General features: G+C 63.8%; 14 protein-coding genes. 7 read left to right on the forward strand and 7 right to left on the reverse strand.

Annotated features, from left to right (window positions below; all coding sequences use genetic code 11):
• The first annotated feature begins 9 nt into the window (after window positions 1–9).
• Window positions 10–348, forward strand: a complete 339-nt coding sequence (locus ISP25_RS08300; protein ID WP_192104717.1) for a P-II family nitrogen regulator — start codon at window positions 10–12, stop codon at window positions 346–348.
• The gene (locus tag ISP25_RS08305) at window positions 335–1,678 is read left to right on the forward strand and encodes an ammonium transporter (RefSeq protein WP_404613121.1); all 1,344 of its coding nucleotides are present in this window, start codon (window positions 335–337) and stop codon (window positions 1,676–1,678) included. Before ISP25_RS08300 ends, ISP25_RS08305 begins: the two co-directional genes overlap by 14 nt.
• 28 nt (window positions 1,679–1,706) lie before the next feature.
• Here the strand turns inward: ISP25_RS08305 and ISP25_RS08310 are convergent, their stop codons facing one another.
• Complete coding sequence (locus ISP25_RS08310) at window positions 1,707–4,670, reverse strand: DEAD/DEAH box helicase family protein (protein ID WP_404613123.1); 2,964 nt, start codon at window positions 4,668–4,670, stop codon at window positions 1,707–1,709.
• Window positions 4,667–6,691, reverse strand: a complete 2,025-nt coding sequence (locus ISP25_RS08315) for a site-specific DNA-methyltransferase (protein ID WP_404613125.1) — start codon at window positions 6,689–6,691, stop codon at window positions 4,667–4,669. The genes ISP25_RS08310 and ISP25_RS08315 overlap by 4 nt, the downstream gene beginning before the upstream one ends.
• Window positions 6,692–6,765: 74 nt before the next feature.
• Here ISP25_RS08315 and ISP25_RS08320 point away from each other — a divergent pair, with 74 nt between their 5' ends.
• From ISP25_RS08320 to murU, 5 genes are all read left to right on the forward strand, one after another.
• A complete protein-coding gene (locus ISP25_RS08320) occupies window positions 6,766–7,167 on the forward strand; it encodes a hypothetical protein (protein ID WP_404613127.1) in 402 nt (133 codons plus the stop codon).
• A 518-nt stretch (window positions 7,168–7,685) separates the two neighbouring features.
• A complete protein-coding gene (locus ISP25_RS08325; RefSeq protein WP_404613129.1) occupies window positions 7,686–7,964 on the forward strand; it encodes a type II toxin-antitoxin system RelE/ParE family toxin in 279 nt (92 codons plus the stop codon).
• Between the two features lie 65 nt (window positions 7,965–8,029).
• On the forward strand, window positions 8,030–8,329 hold the full coding sequence (locus tag ISP25_RS08330) for a HigA family addiction module antitoxin (protein ID WP_192154404.1): 300 nt from the start codon (window positions 8,030–8,032) through the stop codon (window positions 8,327–8,329).
• 41 nt (window positions 8,330–8,370) lie between these two features.
• Window positions 8,371–9,414 carry an aminoglycoside phosphotransferase family protein gene (locus ISP25_RS08335; RefSeq protein ID WP_404613131.1) on the forward strand — a complete coding sequence of 348 codons (1,044 nt, stop codon included), beginning with the start codon at window positions 8,371–8,373 and terminating at the stop codon, window positions 9,412–9,414.
• A 139-nt stretch (window positions 9,415–9,553) separates the two neighbouring features.
• The gene (gene murU, locus ISP25_RS08340; RefSeq protein WP_404613133.1) at window positions 9,554–10,258 is read left to right on the forward strand and encodes an N-acetylmuramate alpha-1-phosphate uridylyltransferase MurU; all 705 of its coding nucleotides are present in this window, start codon (window positions 9,554–9,556) and stop codon (window positions 10,256–10,258) included.
• Here murU and ISP25_RS08345 read toward each other — a convergent pair.
• The 5 genes from ISP25_RS08345 to tgt form a co-directional block, all read right to left on the reverse strand.
• Window positions 10,231–11,328 (reverse strand): sterol desaturase family protein, encoded by a 1,098-nt coding sequence (locus ISP25_RS08345; RefSeq protein WP_404613135.1) that lies wholly within the window; start codon window positions 11,326–11,328, stop codon window positions 10,231–10,233. The genes murU and ISP25_RS08345 overlap by 28 nt on opposite strands.
• 357 nt (window positions 11,329–11,685) lie before the next feature.
• On the reverse strand, window positions 11,686–12,642 hold the full coding sequence (gene secF / locus ISP25_RS08350; protein ID WP_192154396.1) for a protein translocase subunit SecF: 957 nt from the start codon (window positions 12,640–12,642) through the stop codon (window positions 11,686–11,688).
• A gap of 16 nt (window positions 12,643–12,658) precedes the next feature.
• Window positions 12,659–14,542, reverse strand: a complete 1,884-nt coding sequence (gene secD, locus ISP25_RS08355) for a protein translocase subunit SecD (protein WP_404613137.1) — start codon at window positions 14,540–14,542, stop codon at window positions 12,659–12,661.
• Window positions 14,543–14,694: 152 nt separating this feature from the next.
• Window positions 14,695–15,024 (reverse strand): preprotein translocase subunit YajC, encoded by a 330-nt coding sequence (gene yajC / locus ISP25_RS08360; protein ID WP_192154392.1) that lies wholly within the window; start codon window positions 15,022–15,024, stop codon window positions 14,695–14,697.
• Between the two features lie 206 nt (window positions 15,025–15,230).
• Window positions 15,231–16,355 (reverse strand): tRNA guanosine(34) transglycosylase Tgt, encoded by a 1,125-nt coding sequence (tgt, locus tag ISP25_RS08365; RefSeq protein ID WP_404613140.1) that lies wholly within the window; start codon window positions 16,353–16,355, stop codon window positions 15,231–15,233.
• Window positions 16,356–16,583 lie beyond the last annotated feature (228 nt).

Raw genomic sequence — 16,583 nt, forward strand, 5'->3', positions numbered from 1 at the left:
GGTTGCCGCATGCAGTGGATCACCGCCGTCATCAAGCCGTTCAAGCTGGACGAGGTACGCGAGGCATTGGCCGAGGCCGGCGTGCACGGCATGACCGTCACCGAGGTCAAGGGGTTCGGCCGCCAGCACGGCCACACCGAGCTGTACCGCGGCGCCGAGTACGTGGTGGATTTCCTGCCCAAGCTCAAGATCGAGGTGGCGGTGAGCGACACGCAGCTCGACCGCGTGATCGAGGCCATCGCCGGCGCCGCGCGCACCGGCAAGGTGGGCGACGGCAAGATTTTCGTGCACCCGCTGGAGCAGGCGATCCGCATCCGCACGCAGGAGGTGGACGATGATGCGCTTTGACGCAAGACGGCTGGGCCGCCAGCTCGCCGCTTTGGGCCTTGCCGGCCTGTTCGCCCTGCCCGTCTTCGCCCAAGGCACGCCGCCGCTGCATGCGGACAGCGGCGACACGGCGTGGATGCTGGTCGCGTCCATGCTGGTGCTGATGATGACGATACCCGGCGCAGCGTTGTTCTATGGCGGCATGGTGCGTGCCAAGAATCTGCTCTCGGTGATGATGCAGTGCTTCGCCATCACCGCCCTGGTGACCGTGCTGTGGGTGCTCTATGGCTACTCGCTGGCCTTCAGCACCGCAGGCATGCAGGCCGCCACCACGAACTGGCATTCCATCATCGGCGGACTCGACCGCGCGATGCTGGCCGGACTCACACCCGACACGCGCTACCAGACCGTGCCGGAAAGCGTGTTCGTGATGTTCCAGCTCACTTTCGCGATCATCACGCCGGCGCTCATCATCGGCGCCTTCGCCGAACGCATGAAGTTCAGCGCGATGCTGTGGTTCAGCGGCCTGTGGCTCACCTTCGTCTACCTGCCGATGGCGCACATGGTGTGGAGCGGCCCCGGCTCGCTGCTGGGCGACATGGGCGTGCTCGACTTCGCCGGCGGCACCGTGGTGCACATCAACGCCGGCATCGCCGGCCTGGTCGCCTGCCTGGTGATCGGCAAGCGCCGCGGCTGGCCGCAGACGCATATGCCGCCGCACAACCTCGGCTACACCGTGATCGGCGCCAGCCTGCTGTGGCTGGGCTGGTTCGGCTTCAACGCCGGCTCCGCCGTAGCCGCCAACGGCAGCGCTGGCATGGCGATGCTGGTGACGCAGATCGCCGCCGCCGCCGCGGCCATCGGCTGGACGGCAGTGGAATGGGCCATCCACAAGCGCGCCAGCGTGCTCGGCATCGCCTCCGGCGCGGTGGCCGGACTGGTCGCGGTGACGCCGGCCGCCGGCACCTGCGGCCCGGGCGGCGCGCTGTTGATCGGCCTCGCCGCCGGCGTCGTCTGCTTCTTCACCGCCACCCGCCTCAAGCACCGGCTGGGCTACGACGACACGCTGGACGTGTTCGGCGTGCACGCCATCGCAGGCATCGTCGGTGCCCTGCTCACCGGCCCGTTCGCCGCGGCCAGCCTGGGCGGCTACGGCCACGTGGCCTCGGCATGGGGCCAGTTGTGGATCCAGGCCAAGGGCGTGGGCTTCACCATCGCGTGGAGCGCAGTGCTCAGTTGGGTGATTTTGAAACTCGTCGACCGTGCGGTCGGCTTGCGTGTGGATGCCGAGCAGGAGCAAATGGGGTTGGATCTCGCCGAGCACGAGGAGCGGGCGTACAACCTCAGCTAGCCGTGCTGCCACGCATGGGGGACGGCGCTCAGAAACCGTCGCCCAGTGCAAGGCCGCCCTGCGACTGTGCCGTCGGCGTCGCACGCACCTTCGAATACGCCAGCAATTCGCCGAGCCGCGCGCCGTTCTGCCGCCAATCGTGGAAGATCGATTCGCCGACCAACGCGTAATGCCAAGGCAGGCCGCTGCGCAACTCCGGCGGCAACGCATTGATGCGCTCGCACCAGGCAGCCGCAGCCCTGCGTTTGCGCTGCACATTCGGGTGGCTGGTCTGGTCCTGCGCCTTGGTCTCGACCAGATAAATGGCATCCGCCATGCGCACCAGGAAATCCGGTGAATAGAACGCCGGCATGCCGCTGTCCTTGACGTACCGTAGCCGCGCGAAGTCATGCCTGGTCTCGCTGATCTTGCAGAACGCCGCCACGCTGGCATCGTGCAGAGCCCATTCGATGAAGGTCCGTTCGAGGCCGCCGCTGCGGCTTGGGTACGGCAAACGCGGATAGATGCACTTCTCTACTTCCAGCGACGCACTCTCGCGCATCGGCAGCCGGCTCACCTCGGACAAGCGGCGATGGCGAACCTCGATCTCGCCGCTCGTATTGTGGTCTTCCGCATTTCGCAGCGCCAACGCGAATACTTTGATCACGTGATCGACCACCGGCTGCAGCATCAGCAGGCGCCAGTTCTCGTTCTCGAAAGGCTCGAACTCTTCGCGGAACAGCCGTGAACGGATATAGTCGTCGATGGCCGTGGCCATCACCGCCGAACCCACCTGTGTGTACGGCTTGGCCAGGTGATACGCGACCTTGCCTCCTACCGGCAACGGCTGGCTTAATGCTTGGGTGATCCGTCGGGTCAACCTGGACAGCCATTCGTTGTAGCCGCCAACATTCATCACCGCGCCGTCCACGCGGTAGTCGCCGAACAAGGTACTGCTCTGCAGGTCGTGCGACGTGAACACATCGCCCTTGCCGACCAGGTCGCTCAATTGCTCGCGCGTCATGCCGCCGAATGGCTGCAGGTCGGCGATGTCGATCGGCATATGCTCAAGCGTTTCTTCCGCCTCGCGCAGGATAAAGGGGATCGCGAAATCGTATTTCTGATAATCCGGCCGCAATTCCACAAGGATCTGGTCGCCGATGTTGCTTTCCAGATCGTCGCGGATTTCGCCTACCAACTCCTTGCCAAGCTGCTCGTCATAGAAGCTCTGGAACGCCGGATGCTCGACGATGGAGAGGATGTCGATCAGCGAATCCGGTTCTTCGCCGCGATTGATGCGCTCACGGTTCTCGCGCTTGCTGTCGATGTATTCCGGTTCACGCCACATCAGCCGCAGGCCGCGGCCTATGGTCTGCTCCAGCAGGATCTGCGCCTGCGAGGAACGCAACGGCACGATCACGCAGATGTTGTTGACGTCGAAGCCTTCGCGCAGCATCAGCACGCTGACGATCACGCGCGGCTGTGCTCGCCGGTCCACGTCGAACAACTGCTGGCGAACGCGCGCCCATTCCTTTTCGCCAATGTCTTCCTTCTTGCCGGAATCCACTGTGAGCACGTCGCTCTCTTCCAGCCCCTGATCGCGCAGGAAATCCGACACCAGCGGCGAGACCTTGGTGTCCTCGCACACCACCAACATCTTCGGCTTGCGCACCGGATCGAGCTTTGCGAAATCGGCCTCCAGCTTGCGCAGCTTGTGCAGCCCAGCACGCAGCATCACGCGCTGACCTTCCGACAGGGTCGCGTTGCCGTTCTCGTCGCGCTCGGCCTTGAACTCCAACGGCAGTGCGCCAATCTCCTTGCGCTTGTCCAGCACCAGCGACTTGACCAGCCCTGCACGCATCGCGTCCTTCAGATCGAAATCCACCACGATGTGCGGGAAATACAGTTTGCGCTTCTTCTTGCCGCCACCGACGTCGTTATAGGGCGTGGCCGAGAAATCCACCTGTACGAAATGCCGCCCCTTACCGGCTGCGATGCGCGACAGGCTTTTCTGCCATTCGACCTCGTCGGCCTCGCCTTCGCGCTTCAGTTCATGGATATGGTGCGCCTCGTCGTTGAACACCATCAGCCTGGGAATGCCGGCCAGATACGCCAGCACGTTGCCGCGCGCCCAGCGGCGGTCCAGCACGTCCAGGCTGTTGCCCGTTGCGCGGCCCGGCGTCAGCGGCAGCAAGTCGTAGGCCACGGCGGCGGCATCCGCCACCATGCCAGGCGTCGCCAGCGATGCGTCCTCGGCTTCCTGCTGCTCTTCTTCCGCTTCGGCATCAACCAACAGATGCCAATTCGTGATGGCGATCATGCCGCCGCCGGTCGCCTTCAACCCAATCTCTTGCTTGGTGCAGACGTTGCCGCGCACGAACTGTTCGACCTGTTCGCGATATCCCGGCGGCACGAACAGCTCGCGGCAGACCGCCACATCAGACGTCTCGAAGCGCCGCTGCCCATCGGCGCCTTCCTTGCCGAGGAAGGCATCCAGCAGGCGCTCGTACACGATCAGCCCCGGTGCGACGATCAGGAAATGCCGGGTGAAGCGCGGATCATCGATTCCAACCGCCAGCCCGGCCGAACGGTTCAGCATCTGCCAGACCAGCAGCGCCTGCAGCACCCAGGTCTTGCCGGTGCCGGTGGCCATCTTCAGGCAGTATTTCGGATGCGCGTGCTTGCCCTGCTCGACTTCGAGGAGCCGGCCATCCTTCAGCAGCTCGTCCGCGCACACCTGCCGGTACAGGTCGGCGAGGTTCGGGCTGTCCAGCACCTCGTGCGCCACGATGGTGTTGAGGATGGCCTGGCGCTGCCCCGCATGGAAATTGAAGGCGCGCGACTGGCAGGCGTCCGCGCTGAACCACCAGCCCAGCAGTTCCGCTGTCGTCGGCGTGACCAGTTCGAGGATTTCCGCCTCGCCGTGCTCCAGCCCAAGGCAAAGCAACTGCACGCGCTGGGTGAGCGCCCTGGCCAGCGCGAGTTGGTCGTCGGGAGATGCAACGCGGCTCATGGCGTGCACTCCGCTACGACTTGCACCACCTCCGCCTCGAAACCAAACACGTCCACCACGCGCACGCACACGCGGCGCGCGCCGTCCCTGCGCGGCGCGTCGAAGCGCGCCTCGGTCGCCACGCGCAGCGTATCGTCGTCGTTCGCGGTATTGCCGCGATAGTCCTGCCACACCGAGCGGAACACCCGGCCGTCGTAGTCCGGGTCCACCGCCCAGTACTCGATCAGCGCCAGCGGCTCAGCGTTCATCACCCTGTGCAGCTTGGCTCGGTTGGCCTCGTCCAGGTTGATCGCTTCCGGCGAGAGCAGCACGTAGTTGTCCAGCGTCACTCGCAACTGCTCACTGTCACCACTGCACAGGCGCCGCACTGGCTTGATGGTGAGGTACTGCAGACTGGAGAAGCGCACCTGACCGCGCAGCTTCTCGACGCCGCCCTTCTTGCGCAGGCGGTCGAGCAGGTCAGGGGGGATCACCAGCACTTCCAGTCGGTCGTCGCTGAGCGCGGCGATGCTCTGGCCGATGGCGGGTTCGAAATTCCAGCCCAATACCACCACGCGATCCCAGCCACCCATTAAGTTATCGCGCTGAGCAATCGCCTTGCGCAATGTGGCATCGCCGGTGAGCTTGTTTGGCGAATCCACTAGCACCAATGTTTTCTTACCGGCGAACACCACTTTACCAAGGTTGCGAATTGGATTGTCGTCGGGGTCGAGCGGCTGCGCTCCATACAGCGATAGAACGATGGCAGACAGGTCACCTACGCGGAATTTGCGGCCCAGCTCGTTCTTCGCTGCCTCTACTTGGTAGTCACCGATGGCTTGATACAAGAACGGCCTGGCGTCCTGATCAATTAACCGCTTACGCATGATCATGCAGGCAGGTTTACCCAAATCAGATGTGATCCAGCGACGACCGAGTTTCTCGGCAACAGCTGCCGTGGTGCCTGATCCGCCATTAAAGTCGACAACGAGACCATTATCCGGACAAGAATGTTCGACGATGCGCTCCAGTAACCGGACCGGCTTCTGGGTCTCGTAGCCAGTAATCTCCGAATGCTTCGACTGATTTTCCTTATATGCGCGCGGGTCAGCATAGATCTGCTTTATGTCCGTCCATACTGTCGAAGCCGGCAATCCTTTGCTTTCGTCTAGATATTGTCGATCAACAATGTTCTCGCCTTCTTCGTCTTTGCCACGAAGCCGAATTCGATATCGTCGACCATCATCGTCCGTGTACTTGAACCAGTCTTCTATGTATTTCTGCTCATAGGGTAAATACACTTTTTTTGTGTAACGACTGTCGTAGCATTTCGAGTAATGCGCGATGTACTCATGAATTTTGACCATTTTTGGACCGGCCGCTCGTCCACCAGAAGGTGATCCGTATGCCCAAATGACTTCCTGTACGAAGTTTCCCTTGCCGAAAACCTCGTCCATCAAGATTTTCACGTAATGGCTAACCTGAATCCCCAAATGGACATAGATCGAACCCGTATCAGAAAGTAACTCACGCATGAGGATCAGCCGCGGCGTGATCATCGCCAGATACGACGCCGTCCCATCCGACCATGTATCGGAATACGCGAACTGCTCGATCACCGTAGGCTTCTGCTCCAACTCCGCGCCCGGCAGCAATACCTTGGTGCGGTAGTCCGCCTTGGAGTCGAACGGGGGGTCGATGTAGATCAGGTCAACCTTGCCGCGCAGGCTGGGCGTGAGCTCGTCGCCGGCCAGCAGAGCGGCCATAGCCAACATGTTGTCGCCGTAGATCAGCCTGTTGGTCCAGTCGAAGTTGCCCTCCTCGCTGAGATGGGCCTGCCGGTTCATCGTGCTGATCCAGTCGCTGTCGCGCGTGTCCTTTGACGGCAGAACCCATTCGCGCGTCTGCAAGCCGACTCGATGCCGCCCTTCCAGGCTCTCCAGGATCTTCTCCGCCTGCTGGCGGCCGCGGGCGATGATCTCGGGCAACTGTTCGAGCAGGGACTTGGGCATGGCGGCGGCCGTAAGGAATCCAATCGCCATGAAAGCAAATCTTTCGATTCTTATAAAGCATGAATTTCCTTTGACCAGGGAAGTGCCGCCTATGGTCTCCGCCCATGAAGACCGAACAGTCCGCCTTCGCCAAGCGTCTGCTCGCCGCGCTCGGAGCGGCGGGCATCGAGGCAAGCCCTGCCTTGCTGGAGAAGCTGGTGCCCAAATACGGTGGCGAAGCCGTGACCTCGCAGGCGGTTTCCGGCTGGCTCACCGGCAAGCATCTGCCCAAGCAGGCGAACATGCAGGCCCTGGCGCATATCGTGGGCGTCCCACCGCATGAGCTGCAGTTCGGCACGTCGGCGCACAAAGGCGTACGTGAAGCGAACTTGGCATGGCCGGATCATGTCCGCGGCCACGATCGCCTAGCCTTCGAGGCCTTTCTCGCCCTGCCGGAGGGACGACGCAAGCTGGTTCGCGAGTTGATCGCCGTGCTTGGCGCTCCGATACCCAAGCGACCGGCTTGAGGATTCCCGGCCGGTCATGCGCTCAGGCCGCTGCCACCGCGATCTTGAGGCCATGCGTACGCACCACTTTGCTGACGGCGGCAGAGCTTGGGGTTGCCCGTGCCGGACAGCGCCTTGCAAAGCCCCATGTGGGTCGGCCTGGTCTTGACCTCACGGAGGACGCTTCGCGAACGCACCACGTCCCAAGGCAGCAAGGAACAATGCTGGATCGCCTCTTCCGCAGAGGCTACGGATAGGCCGTGATGTCCTTCTCGGTCCCGAGGTAGTCGGCGTTGTAGTAGCGCGAGAAGGTTTCCTTGACGGCAACCATGCTCGATTCTCCCCACATTCGGCAAGCCATCCAGAGCCTCGGCGACCAGTCGCGTGAAGGCGTTGGCCCTGGCTTGCGCTAGGGCGATAGGCGCAGCCAGACCCTCCCGTGCTTCGTGTGCCATCCGACATGTTTGAAGCTCGCCAACGCAACGCGCTTTTCACATTCCCAGCTTGCAATCGATCGCTTATCGACATACGATAAACATGTGATCAAGACCTTCGCCGACAAGGACACGGAAGCCCTCGCGAACGGCAAGCGCGTGCGCCGCTGGGCGAGCATGGAAAATGTCGCTCGCCGCAAACTTGCACAGCTCGATGCGGCGGCAACGCTGGACTTCCTGCGGATTCCTCCGGGCAATCGACTGGAGGCCCTGAAAGGCAATCGCAACGGACAGTACAGCATTCGCATCAACGACCAGTTTCGCCTCTGCTTTGTCTGGAGGGACGGCGATGCCCACCGCGTCGAGATATGTGACTACCACTAGATGGCGCCGATTTCGATGATCGACGACGCAACGTCTAGAACATTCCGCAACAGACAGGACAAGCCATGACCGCCAAGAAATCCCTCCCCCCGGTACACCCTGGCGAGATTCTGCGCGAGGAGTACATGAAACCCTTCGGCTTGTCGGCGAACGCCTTGGCGAACGCCATCGGTGTCACCGCCGCCCGCGTGAACGAGATTGCGAACGAGCGGCGCGGAATCACTGCCGACACCGCCTTGCGGCTTGCCGCGTACTTCGGCACCGACGCGCAAAGCTGGCTGAACCTCCAGAAGAACTACGAACTCGAATGCGCCCGCACCGAACTGGCCGCCGAGTTGAAACACATCCAGCCGCGCGCGGCCTGAAGCGCGCCGGGTGAGGCTGGTAGATGCCTTACCATCGCCGCATGACTGCCACCGATCTCCGCGCCGCTGCCCGCCTCGCATGGACCCGTACCACCCTCGGCGACGATACGCTCACGCTGGAATCCGCCTCCTCCGACGCCAGCTTCCGCAGCTATTGGCGCACTACGCACGGAGGGCGGAGCTGGATCGTGATGGACTCGCCGCCAGAGCGCGAAGACCCCCAGCCTTGGCTGGCGATAGGTAGGCGGCTTGCTGCCGCGGGGCTGCACGTACCTGGGGTGGCGGCGCAGGATCTGGACCAAGGCTTCCTGCTGATCGAGGATCTCGGCTCGCAGCTGTATCTCGCCGCATTGGACGACGCGAACGCCGACAAGCTCTATGGTGACGCCATGGACGCACTGCTCGCGATGCAGAACCGCGTGGCCAGCGACGACCTGCCGCCGTTCGACCATACCGTGCTGGTGAACGGGCTGGAAGTGATGCCCGAGTGGTTCCTCAAGCGTCATCTCGGCCACGCGCCGGACTGCGAGGAATGGGACGTGCTGGAAGCGGCGTTCGACGTGATCGTGCGCAATGCGCTGGCGCAGCCGCGCGTGTTCGTGCACCGCGATTACCACAGCCGCAACCTGCTGGTGGTCGGCGAGAACAACTCGGGGATCATCGCTCCCGGACTCTTGAGTCCGGGAATTCTGGATTTCCAGGGCGCGCTGCATGGACCGCTCACCTACGACCTTGCTTCGTTGCTGCGCGATGCCTACGTCGCATGGCCGCGCGAGCGCGTGGAAGGTTGGGTGGAGTCGTACCGGCAACGGCTGCTGGGCGCGGGCATGATCGATGGCAAGGTGGACGCCACGCGCTTCCGTCGCTGGTTCGACCTCACCGGCCTGCATCGCCACGTGCGCGTGCTGGGGCAGTTCTACCGGCTGTGGTATCGCGACGGCAAACCGGCTTACCTCAAGGATGTGCCGCAGGTGTATCGCTACGTGGTCGAGGTGGCGCGCAGTTATCCTGAATTGGCGGATTTCGCGGCATTGCTGGAACGGCATGCGTCAGGCCGCGACCTGACGCAGGTGGCGTCAGCATGATGGAAATGCCCGGGCGTCCCATCTTCGTCGTCCCGGCGAAAGCCGGGATCAAGTGCCTTGCCCTGGACCTACGGAAAAGCCGCCGGATTCCGGGCCTCGCCGGAATGATGACGAAGAGCCAACAAGACAGGGGCAAGCCATGAGGCACGCGCTGATCTTCGCCGCCGGCCTGGGCGAACGCATGCGTCCACTCACCGACCGCACGCCCAAGCCATTGCTATGCATCGGCGGCAAGCCGCTGATCGTGTGGCACCTGGAGAAGCTGGCCGCCATCGGCATCAACTACGTGGCGATCAACACATCGCACCTGGCCGGGCAATTCCCCGAGGTGCTGGGGGACGGTTCGCGCTGGGGCCTGCGCATCCGCTATGTATACGAAGGCCCGACCCCGCTGGAAACCGGCGGTGGCCTGCTCAACGCATTGCCCATGCTGGGACCGGAACCGGTGCTGGCGATCAGCGGCGACGTGTGGTGCGACGCCGACCTCACGGCCCTGCCTGCGGAACCGGAAGGCGCCGCCCACCTGCTGATGGTGGACAACCCCGCGCATCACCCCGGCGGCGATTTCCGGCTGGACGCACAAGGCCGCCTGCACGCCGACGGCGAACCGCGCCTCACCTACAGCGGCATCGCCGTGTTCCGTCGCGAATTGCTGGATGGCTGGCGCACGGCAGTGGGCGACGCGCCGGATGCCGACGCAAAGCCGCCACGCTTCAAGCTGCGCCCGCTGCTGGAAGCAGCCATGGCGCGCGGCGCATTGACCGGCTCGTTGCACCGCGGGCGCTGGACGGACGTGGGCACGCCGCAGCGCCTCGCTCAACTGGACGCCGAACTCTGCGGCTGAGCGCTCGCATGCACCAGCGGAACCTGGCTGGCTTCCAGCGCATGCAGGTCGAAGTCCCGCACCGATATCGGCGCATAGCTCTCGTCGAAAGCCACGTCGCCCGGCCGCCAGCCGGCGCGACGCCGCAGTGCGCCCCAGAAGCGACGCAGCACGTAGAGCTGCTGGCCGACGATGCCGCGGCGGTTGTCCGCATCCACCATCGGATCGCCCACCCCGGTGGGCCGCGCCGGCTCGCCGAACAGCGCGGTGCCGAACACGATGTCCCAGAGCGGGAAGATGAAGGCGAAGTTGCAGTAGTGCAGGTTGGGCCGATCCGGATCCACCCGCATGTGGTGCAAGCGGTGGTAGCGCGGATCGACCAGCAGCTTCTCCAGCACCGGGCCGAAGCGCAGCCGGACATTGGCATGCCCGAGGTTCTGCAGCAGCTCGCCGCTGAGCACCAGCAACGCATAGTCGGTGGGCGACACCCCGATCAACAGCGCGGCCAGCGCCACGATCAGCGCCTCCAGCAAGTCGTCGAGGTAGTGGTCGCGATCGTTCGACCAGCAGTTCAGCTGGCGCTGGCTGTGGTGCAGGCTATGCAGCGCCCACCACCACGGGATCGAGTGCTGCAGGCGGTGGATGCCGTAGTACACCAGGTCGTAGATCGCGTAGTAGACCAGGAACAGCGGCACCGGATGGCGGCTCAGCCAGGGCACCATAGCCTGCACGCTTAGCAGGCCGGCCGAATCGTCGCTGGCGCCGGCGCCGCCTATCCATTGCGTCACCGGCGAAAGTACGAGGTAGGTGAACAGCGGCAGCACGCCGAACAGCTTGAGCAAGGTGTAGGCGCGATCGATCAGCGTGGCGCGACGGTCCTGCCATTGCTCCACCGGCCACAGGCTTTCCATCGGGCGGAACACGCAGGCGATGATCGCCACCTGGATCGCGGTGAGCAGGAAATACTGCGCGATCTCGCGCGGTGAGTCGACGACATAGTGCGCGAGGTGCAGCACGGCCAGCACCGGCTTGACTGCATGTAACGTCAGCCAGTCGACCGCAGCCGCCCAGAGATCGGAGATGGCGTGCATGGTGGGGTGAGGAGCGCATGAACCACGGGGCGGCGCATACGATGACGCGGTGTAGCTGAACCTTTTTCTGCCACAAGATTTCGCGAGCGGGCGCCCGGAATCTGTTCAATATCTGCGATCTCCCTTCTCCGCTCGCAGGACCGCGGACGAAGGGAAAGAACGTTTCCGCGGAGACGGGAACAAGGCGATTTCAGTCGTCTGCCGGTACGGGATTCCTTCTCTTTGCCGACCTGCATGGAGCCGGAGAGAGAGGCCCACACCAAAACGCGAACGGCCCGGATTGGTTCCGGGCCGTTCGCAAACCGCACAGGTTTTCCCCTCCCGGCCTCATCGGCAGGCAGCAGGCAGGGAAACGTATCAAGGACGCCGTGCGAGCTCCGGGTTCTCCCTGGTCACCGGCATCAGGTCCTTCTTCGACACGCCCAGCCACAGCAGGATGGGGCTGGCCACGAAGATCGAGGAAAGCGTACCCACCACGATGCCGATCAGCATGGTGATCGCGAAGCCGTGCACCGCCGGACCGCCGAAGAAGAACAGCGCGGCCATGGTGATGCCGGTGAACAGCGAGGTGATGATGGTTCGCGACAGCGTGCTGTTGATCGAGCGGTTGAGGATCTCCTCCGGCTCGGCCTTGCGCGCGAGGCGGAACAGCTCGCGGATGCGGTCGAACACCACCACCTTGTCGTTGATCGAGTAGCCGATCACCGCCAGCACCGAGGCCAGCACGGTCATGTCGAACTCGCGTCCGGTCAGGGCAAGGATGCCCAGCGTCACCAGCGTGTCGTGGATTTCGGTGGCCACCGCGGCGATGGCGAAGCGACGCTCGAAGCGGATCCACAGGTAGGCCATGATGCCGAGCATCACGAACACCGCGGCCAGCATGCCGTCGCTCTTCAGCTCTGCGCCCACCGCGGCACTGACCGAGGAACGGCTCTTCAGTGAGGCATCGGCACGGGCCGCCTTCAGCGGTTGCATGACCACGCTGGCCACCTTGTCCAGATCCACCTGGCCCTTGGCGTCGAGCATGGCCTTGTCGGGCTGGATGCGGACCGACACCTCGCGGGTGCCGCCCACGCTCTGCACCACCGGATCGACGATGCCGCCCTTCTCCAGCGCGTCACGCACATCGCCGGTCTGCACCGGTTGCGCATAGTCCACCACCAGCGAGACGCCGCCGGTGAAATCCAGGCCATAGGTCAGGCCCTTGGTGGCGAGCAGCGCGACGGAGGCGAGCATCAGCACCACGGCGATCGCGATGCTGTACACGCGGATGCGCAGGAAGTGGATGTTGCTGTTGTGATTGAAGATTTCCATGGATTGAATCCCGCCCTTAGACCGACAGGGTCTTGAGCTTGCGGCGGCCGTGAATCAGCGCAGTGAACGCGTGCGTCATCACCACCGAGGTGAACATCGAAGTCAGGATGCCGATGCCCAGCGTGATGCCGAAGCCGCGGATCGCGCCGGTGCCCATCGTCATCAGCGCCAGTGCGGCGATCAGGTGGGTGACGTTGGCGTCGAGAATCGTGGCCCACGCCTTGTCGTAACCGGCGTGGATCGCCGCGTGCGGCGTGGAGCCGTTGCGCAGTTCCTCGCGCACGCGTTCGCAGATCAGCACGTTGGCGTCGATCGCCATGCCCAGGGTCAGCACGATGCCCGCGATGCCCGGCATGGTGAGCGTGACGCCGATCATCGACATCACCGCCACCAGGATCAGCAGGTTGAAGAACAGTGCGATGTCGGCAACGAGCCCGAACAGCTTGTAGTAGATCGCCGCCGCCAGCAGCACCAGCGCGAGGCCGAGCATCACCGAGTCGAAACCCTTCTTGATGTTTTCCTGGCCGAGGCTGGGGCCGATCACGTATTGCTCGACGATGTCCATCGGCGCGGCCAGCGCGCCGCTCTTCAACAGCAGCGCCAGGTCGGAAGCTTCCTTGGGGCTGCCCAGGCCGTTGGTGGAGAACTCCTTGCCGAACGGGCTCTGGATGTTGGCGTAGTTGATCACCTTGGTGATGGTCTTCGGCGTGCGCACTACCTTGCCGTCCACCGTACTGGTTTCGTACTCGGTGTTGATCAGCAGCACCGCCATTGGCTTGCCGACGTTGTTGTTGGTGAACTCCTGCATCTTCGCCGCGCCGGAGGCGTTCAGCGTCACGTTCACCGAAGGCGTGCCGTTCTGCTGATCGACGCCGGAGCTGGCATCCACCAACTGGTCACCGGTGACGATGGGGCGCTTGCCCACCAGCACTGGCTCGTTGGTTCCAGCTTCGTAGTAGAGATTCGCATCGGGCGGGATACTGCCGCTCTGCGCAGCCTCCCTTGCTCGTGGATCAGGGAATTTGCTAATGCCCGGACGATATTCCAGCGTGGCGGTGGCGCCGATCAGCCTCTTCGCACCGGCAGGATCCTGCACACCGGCCAGCTCGACCACGATGTGGTCTTCGCCCTGCTGCTGGATCAGCGGTTCGGACACGCCCAGCGCGTTGATGCGGTTGCGCAACGTGGCGAGGTTCTGCTTGATCGTACCCAGCGAGAGGTCGCGCAGCTTGGTCGGCTTGATCGCGGCGTACAGCACGAAGCGGTCGCCGGTGCTGGGGCCGTCGGTCACCACCAGGTCCGGCGAATTGCCGGCGATCAGGTCGGCGGCGCTGGAGCGGTCGGCATCCGAACGCAACACCACCACGATGCCCTGGCCGGCCACTGTGCTGCGGACCACCGACTCGTAGCGGATGTTCTTGTCGCGCAACTGGCCGCGGATGTCGTCGGCATAGCTGTTCTCCAGCTTGTCGAGCACGCCGCTCTGGTCCACCTGCATCAGGAAGTGCACGCCACCCTGCAGGTCCAGGCCCAGCGGCATGGAGTTCGCATGGATGGAGGTCAGCCAGTTCGGCACCGTGGACTGCAGCTTGAACGCCACGGTGTAGTTGTCGCCGAGCAAGGCGCTGATCGCGTCGGCGCCGCTCTTCTGGACGTCGGCGTTGGCGAAGGTGGCGAGCAGATGGTCGCCCTGCACCTCCACGTCCTTCGCCACCACGTGGCTCTTGACCAATGCGTCGGCCACCTTCTGGCGCAGCGCATCGTCGGCCGGCGCAGCGCCCTGGTTGGGAGTGACTTGCACCGCCGACAGCGGCCTAAAAGCGTTGGGCAGCGCGTAGAGGATGCCGAACAGCATCGCCAGCACAACCAGTGCGTACTTCCAGCGGGGGAAATCGCTCATCGATAATCCTTTGCAGCCATCCGTGTTGCAGACGTCATCCAGCCGATCGTCCGTGGCCGAACTCAAGAGGTTTGCGCTCGTCCATGATCGCCGGAATCAAGAAGCGGCCATCCCTAGCCGCACCATGCGTAAAGCGCCGGATACCCAGCCTCTCAGGCGGACTTCAGCGAGCCCTTGGGCAGCACCTGCGACACCGCGCCCTTCTGCAGCTTCACCTTCACGTTCGGCGCGATCTCGATGGTGATGAAGGTCTCACCGATTTCGTCCACGCGGCCGGCGAGGCCGCCGTTGCTCACCACTTCGTCGCCCTTGGCCAGGGCGGAGACCATGGTGCGATGCTCCTTCTGCCGCTTCATCTGCGGGCGAATCATCATGAAGTACATCAGGCCGAACAGCACCACCATCATGATGATCATGGACAGGCCGCCACCCTGGGCGCCCGGGGCCGCCTGGGCCAGCGTGAAAGACATCGGAAAACTCATCGGTTCGTCTCGCAAGTTATGGCGCCAGCAGGTTTTTTTGCCGGGCGCCTAGAGTAAAAGACCGTGGATTATGCCACGCCCCCCAAGGCCATGCACTGCGCCACAAGGCGCTTGTGCGGCCACTTCCGTCCCGGTATCGGGGCAGCCGGCGCACGAAACAAGAGAGCCGTCTGCACGATCCGCAGGTTTTCCCGCATGACGGCCGGCTAGACCCTCGCCCCAGCCCGGCTCGCGTGGAAGCCCGCAACGAAGTCACCCAGAGTGCCTGCCGCGATGGCTTCCCGCAAGCCGGCCATCAACCGCTGGTAGTGGCGGAGGTTGTGCATGGTGGCGAGCTGGCTGCCCAGGATCTCGTTGCAACGATCGAGGTGGCGGAGGTAGGCGCGCGAAAAGCCGTTGGCGCAGGCATGGCAGTCGCAACCTTCCTCGATCACCCGCGTGTCGTCCGCGTACTTCGCGTTGCGGATGCGCAAGGTGCCCTCGGCGGTGAACAGGAAGCCATTGCGCGCATTGCGGGTGGGCATCACGCAATCGAACATGTCGATGCCGCGGCACACCGCCGCCACGATGTCCTCCGGCCGGCCTACGCCCATCAGATAGCGCGGCTTGTCCTGTGGCAGCAGATCCACGGTGAAATCCAGCGTATGGTTGCGCGCCTCTTCCGGCTCGCCTACGGCAAGGCCGCCCACCGCATAGCCGTCGAAGCCGATCTCCACCAGCCGCTCCGCCGAGCGCCGGCGCAGCGGCTCGTACACGCTGCCCTGCACGATACCGAACAGATTGTTGGGGTTCTTCAGGTCGTCGAAGGCACGGCGCGAGCGCTCCGCCCAGCGCAGGCTCAGCTCCATCGAGTCGGATGCCACCTTTTCCGTCGCCGGGTACGGCGTGCACTCGTCGAAGATCATCGCGATGTCCGAATCCAGCGTGCGCTGGATCTGCATCGACACCTCCGGCGAGAGGAACACCTTGGAGCCGTCCACCGGCGAGGCAAAGGTCACACCTTCCTCGGTGAGCTTGCGCCGGTGTGCCAGCGAGAACACCTGGAAGCCGCCGGAATCGGTAAGCATCGGCTTGTCCCAACCGATGAAGCGGTGCAGTCCGCCGAACTTCTCCACGATCTCCAGGCCGGGCCGGAGGTACAGGTGGAAGGTGTTGCCGAGGATGATCTCCGCCCCCGTTTCACGCACGTCGCGCGGCGTCATCGCCTTTACCGAACCGTAGGTGCCTACGGGCATGAAGGCTGGCGTTTCCACGGTGCCGCGGGGGAAGGAGAGGCGGCCGCGACGGGCGCCGCCGTCGGTGGCGAGAAGGTCGAATTTGAGGGAGCTCATGGCGGGATTATCGCAGGTCGATGCAATGTCTCCTCCTATGGGGAAGACTTGGGGCAAGTGATGGGGACTGGCGAAGACCGTTCCCTTGCGTGCACTCGCTCGCCTGCGGGGGCTTTCGGTCGATTGCCGCCAGCGACAAAGCGGCTTCGGATGCCTGCCCACGCCCGAGTTCCTTCTTGCTGGCCTCATCGCATCTTGAAATTGAGGGCCCACAGCCAACCGAGAGCC

This window comes from Rhodanobacter hydrolyticus, assembly GCF_044904645.1.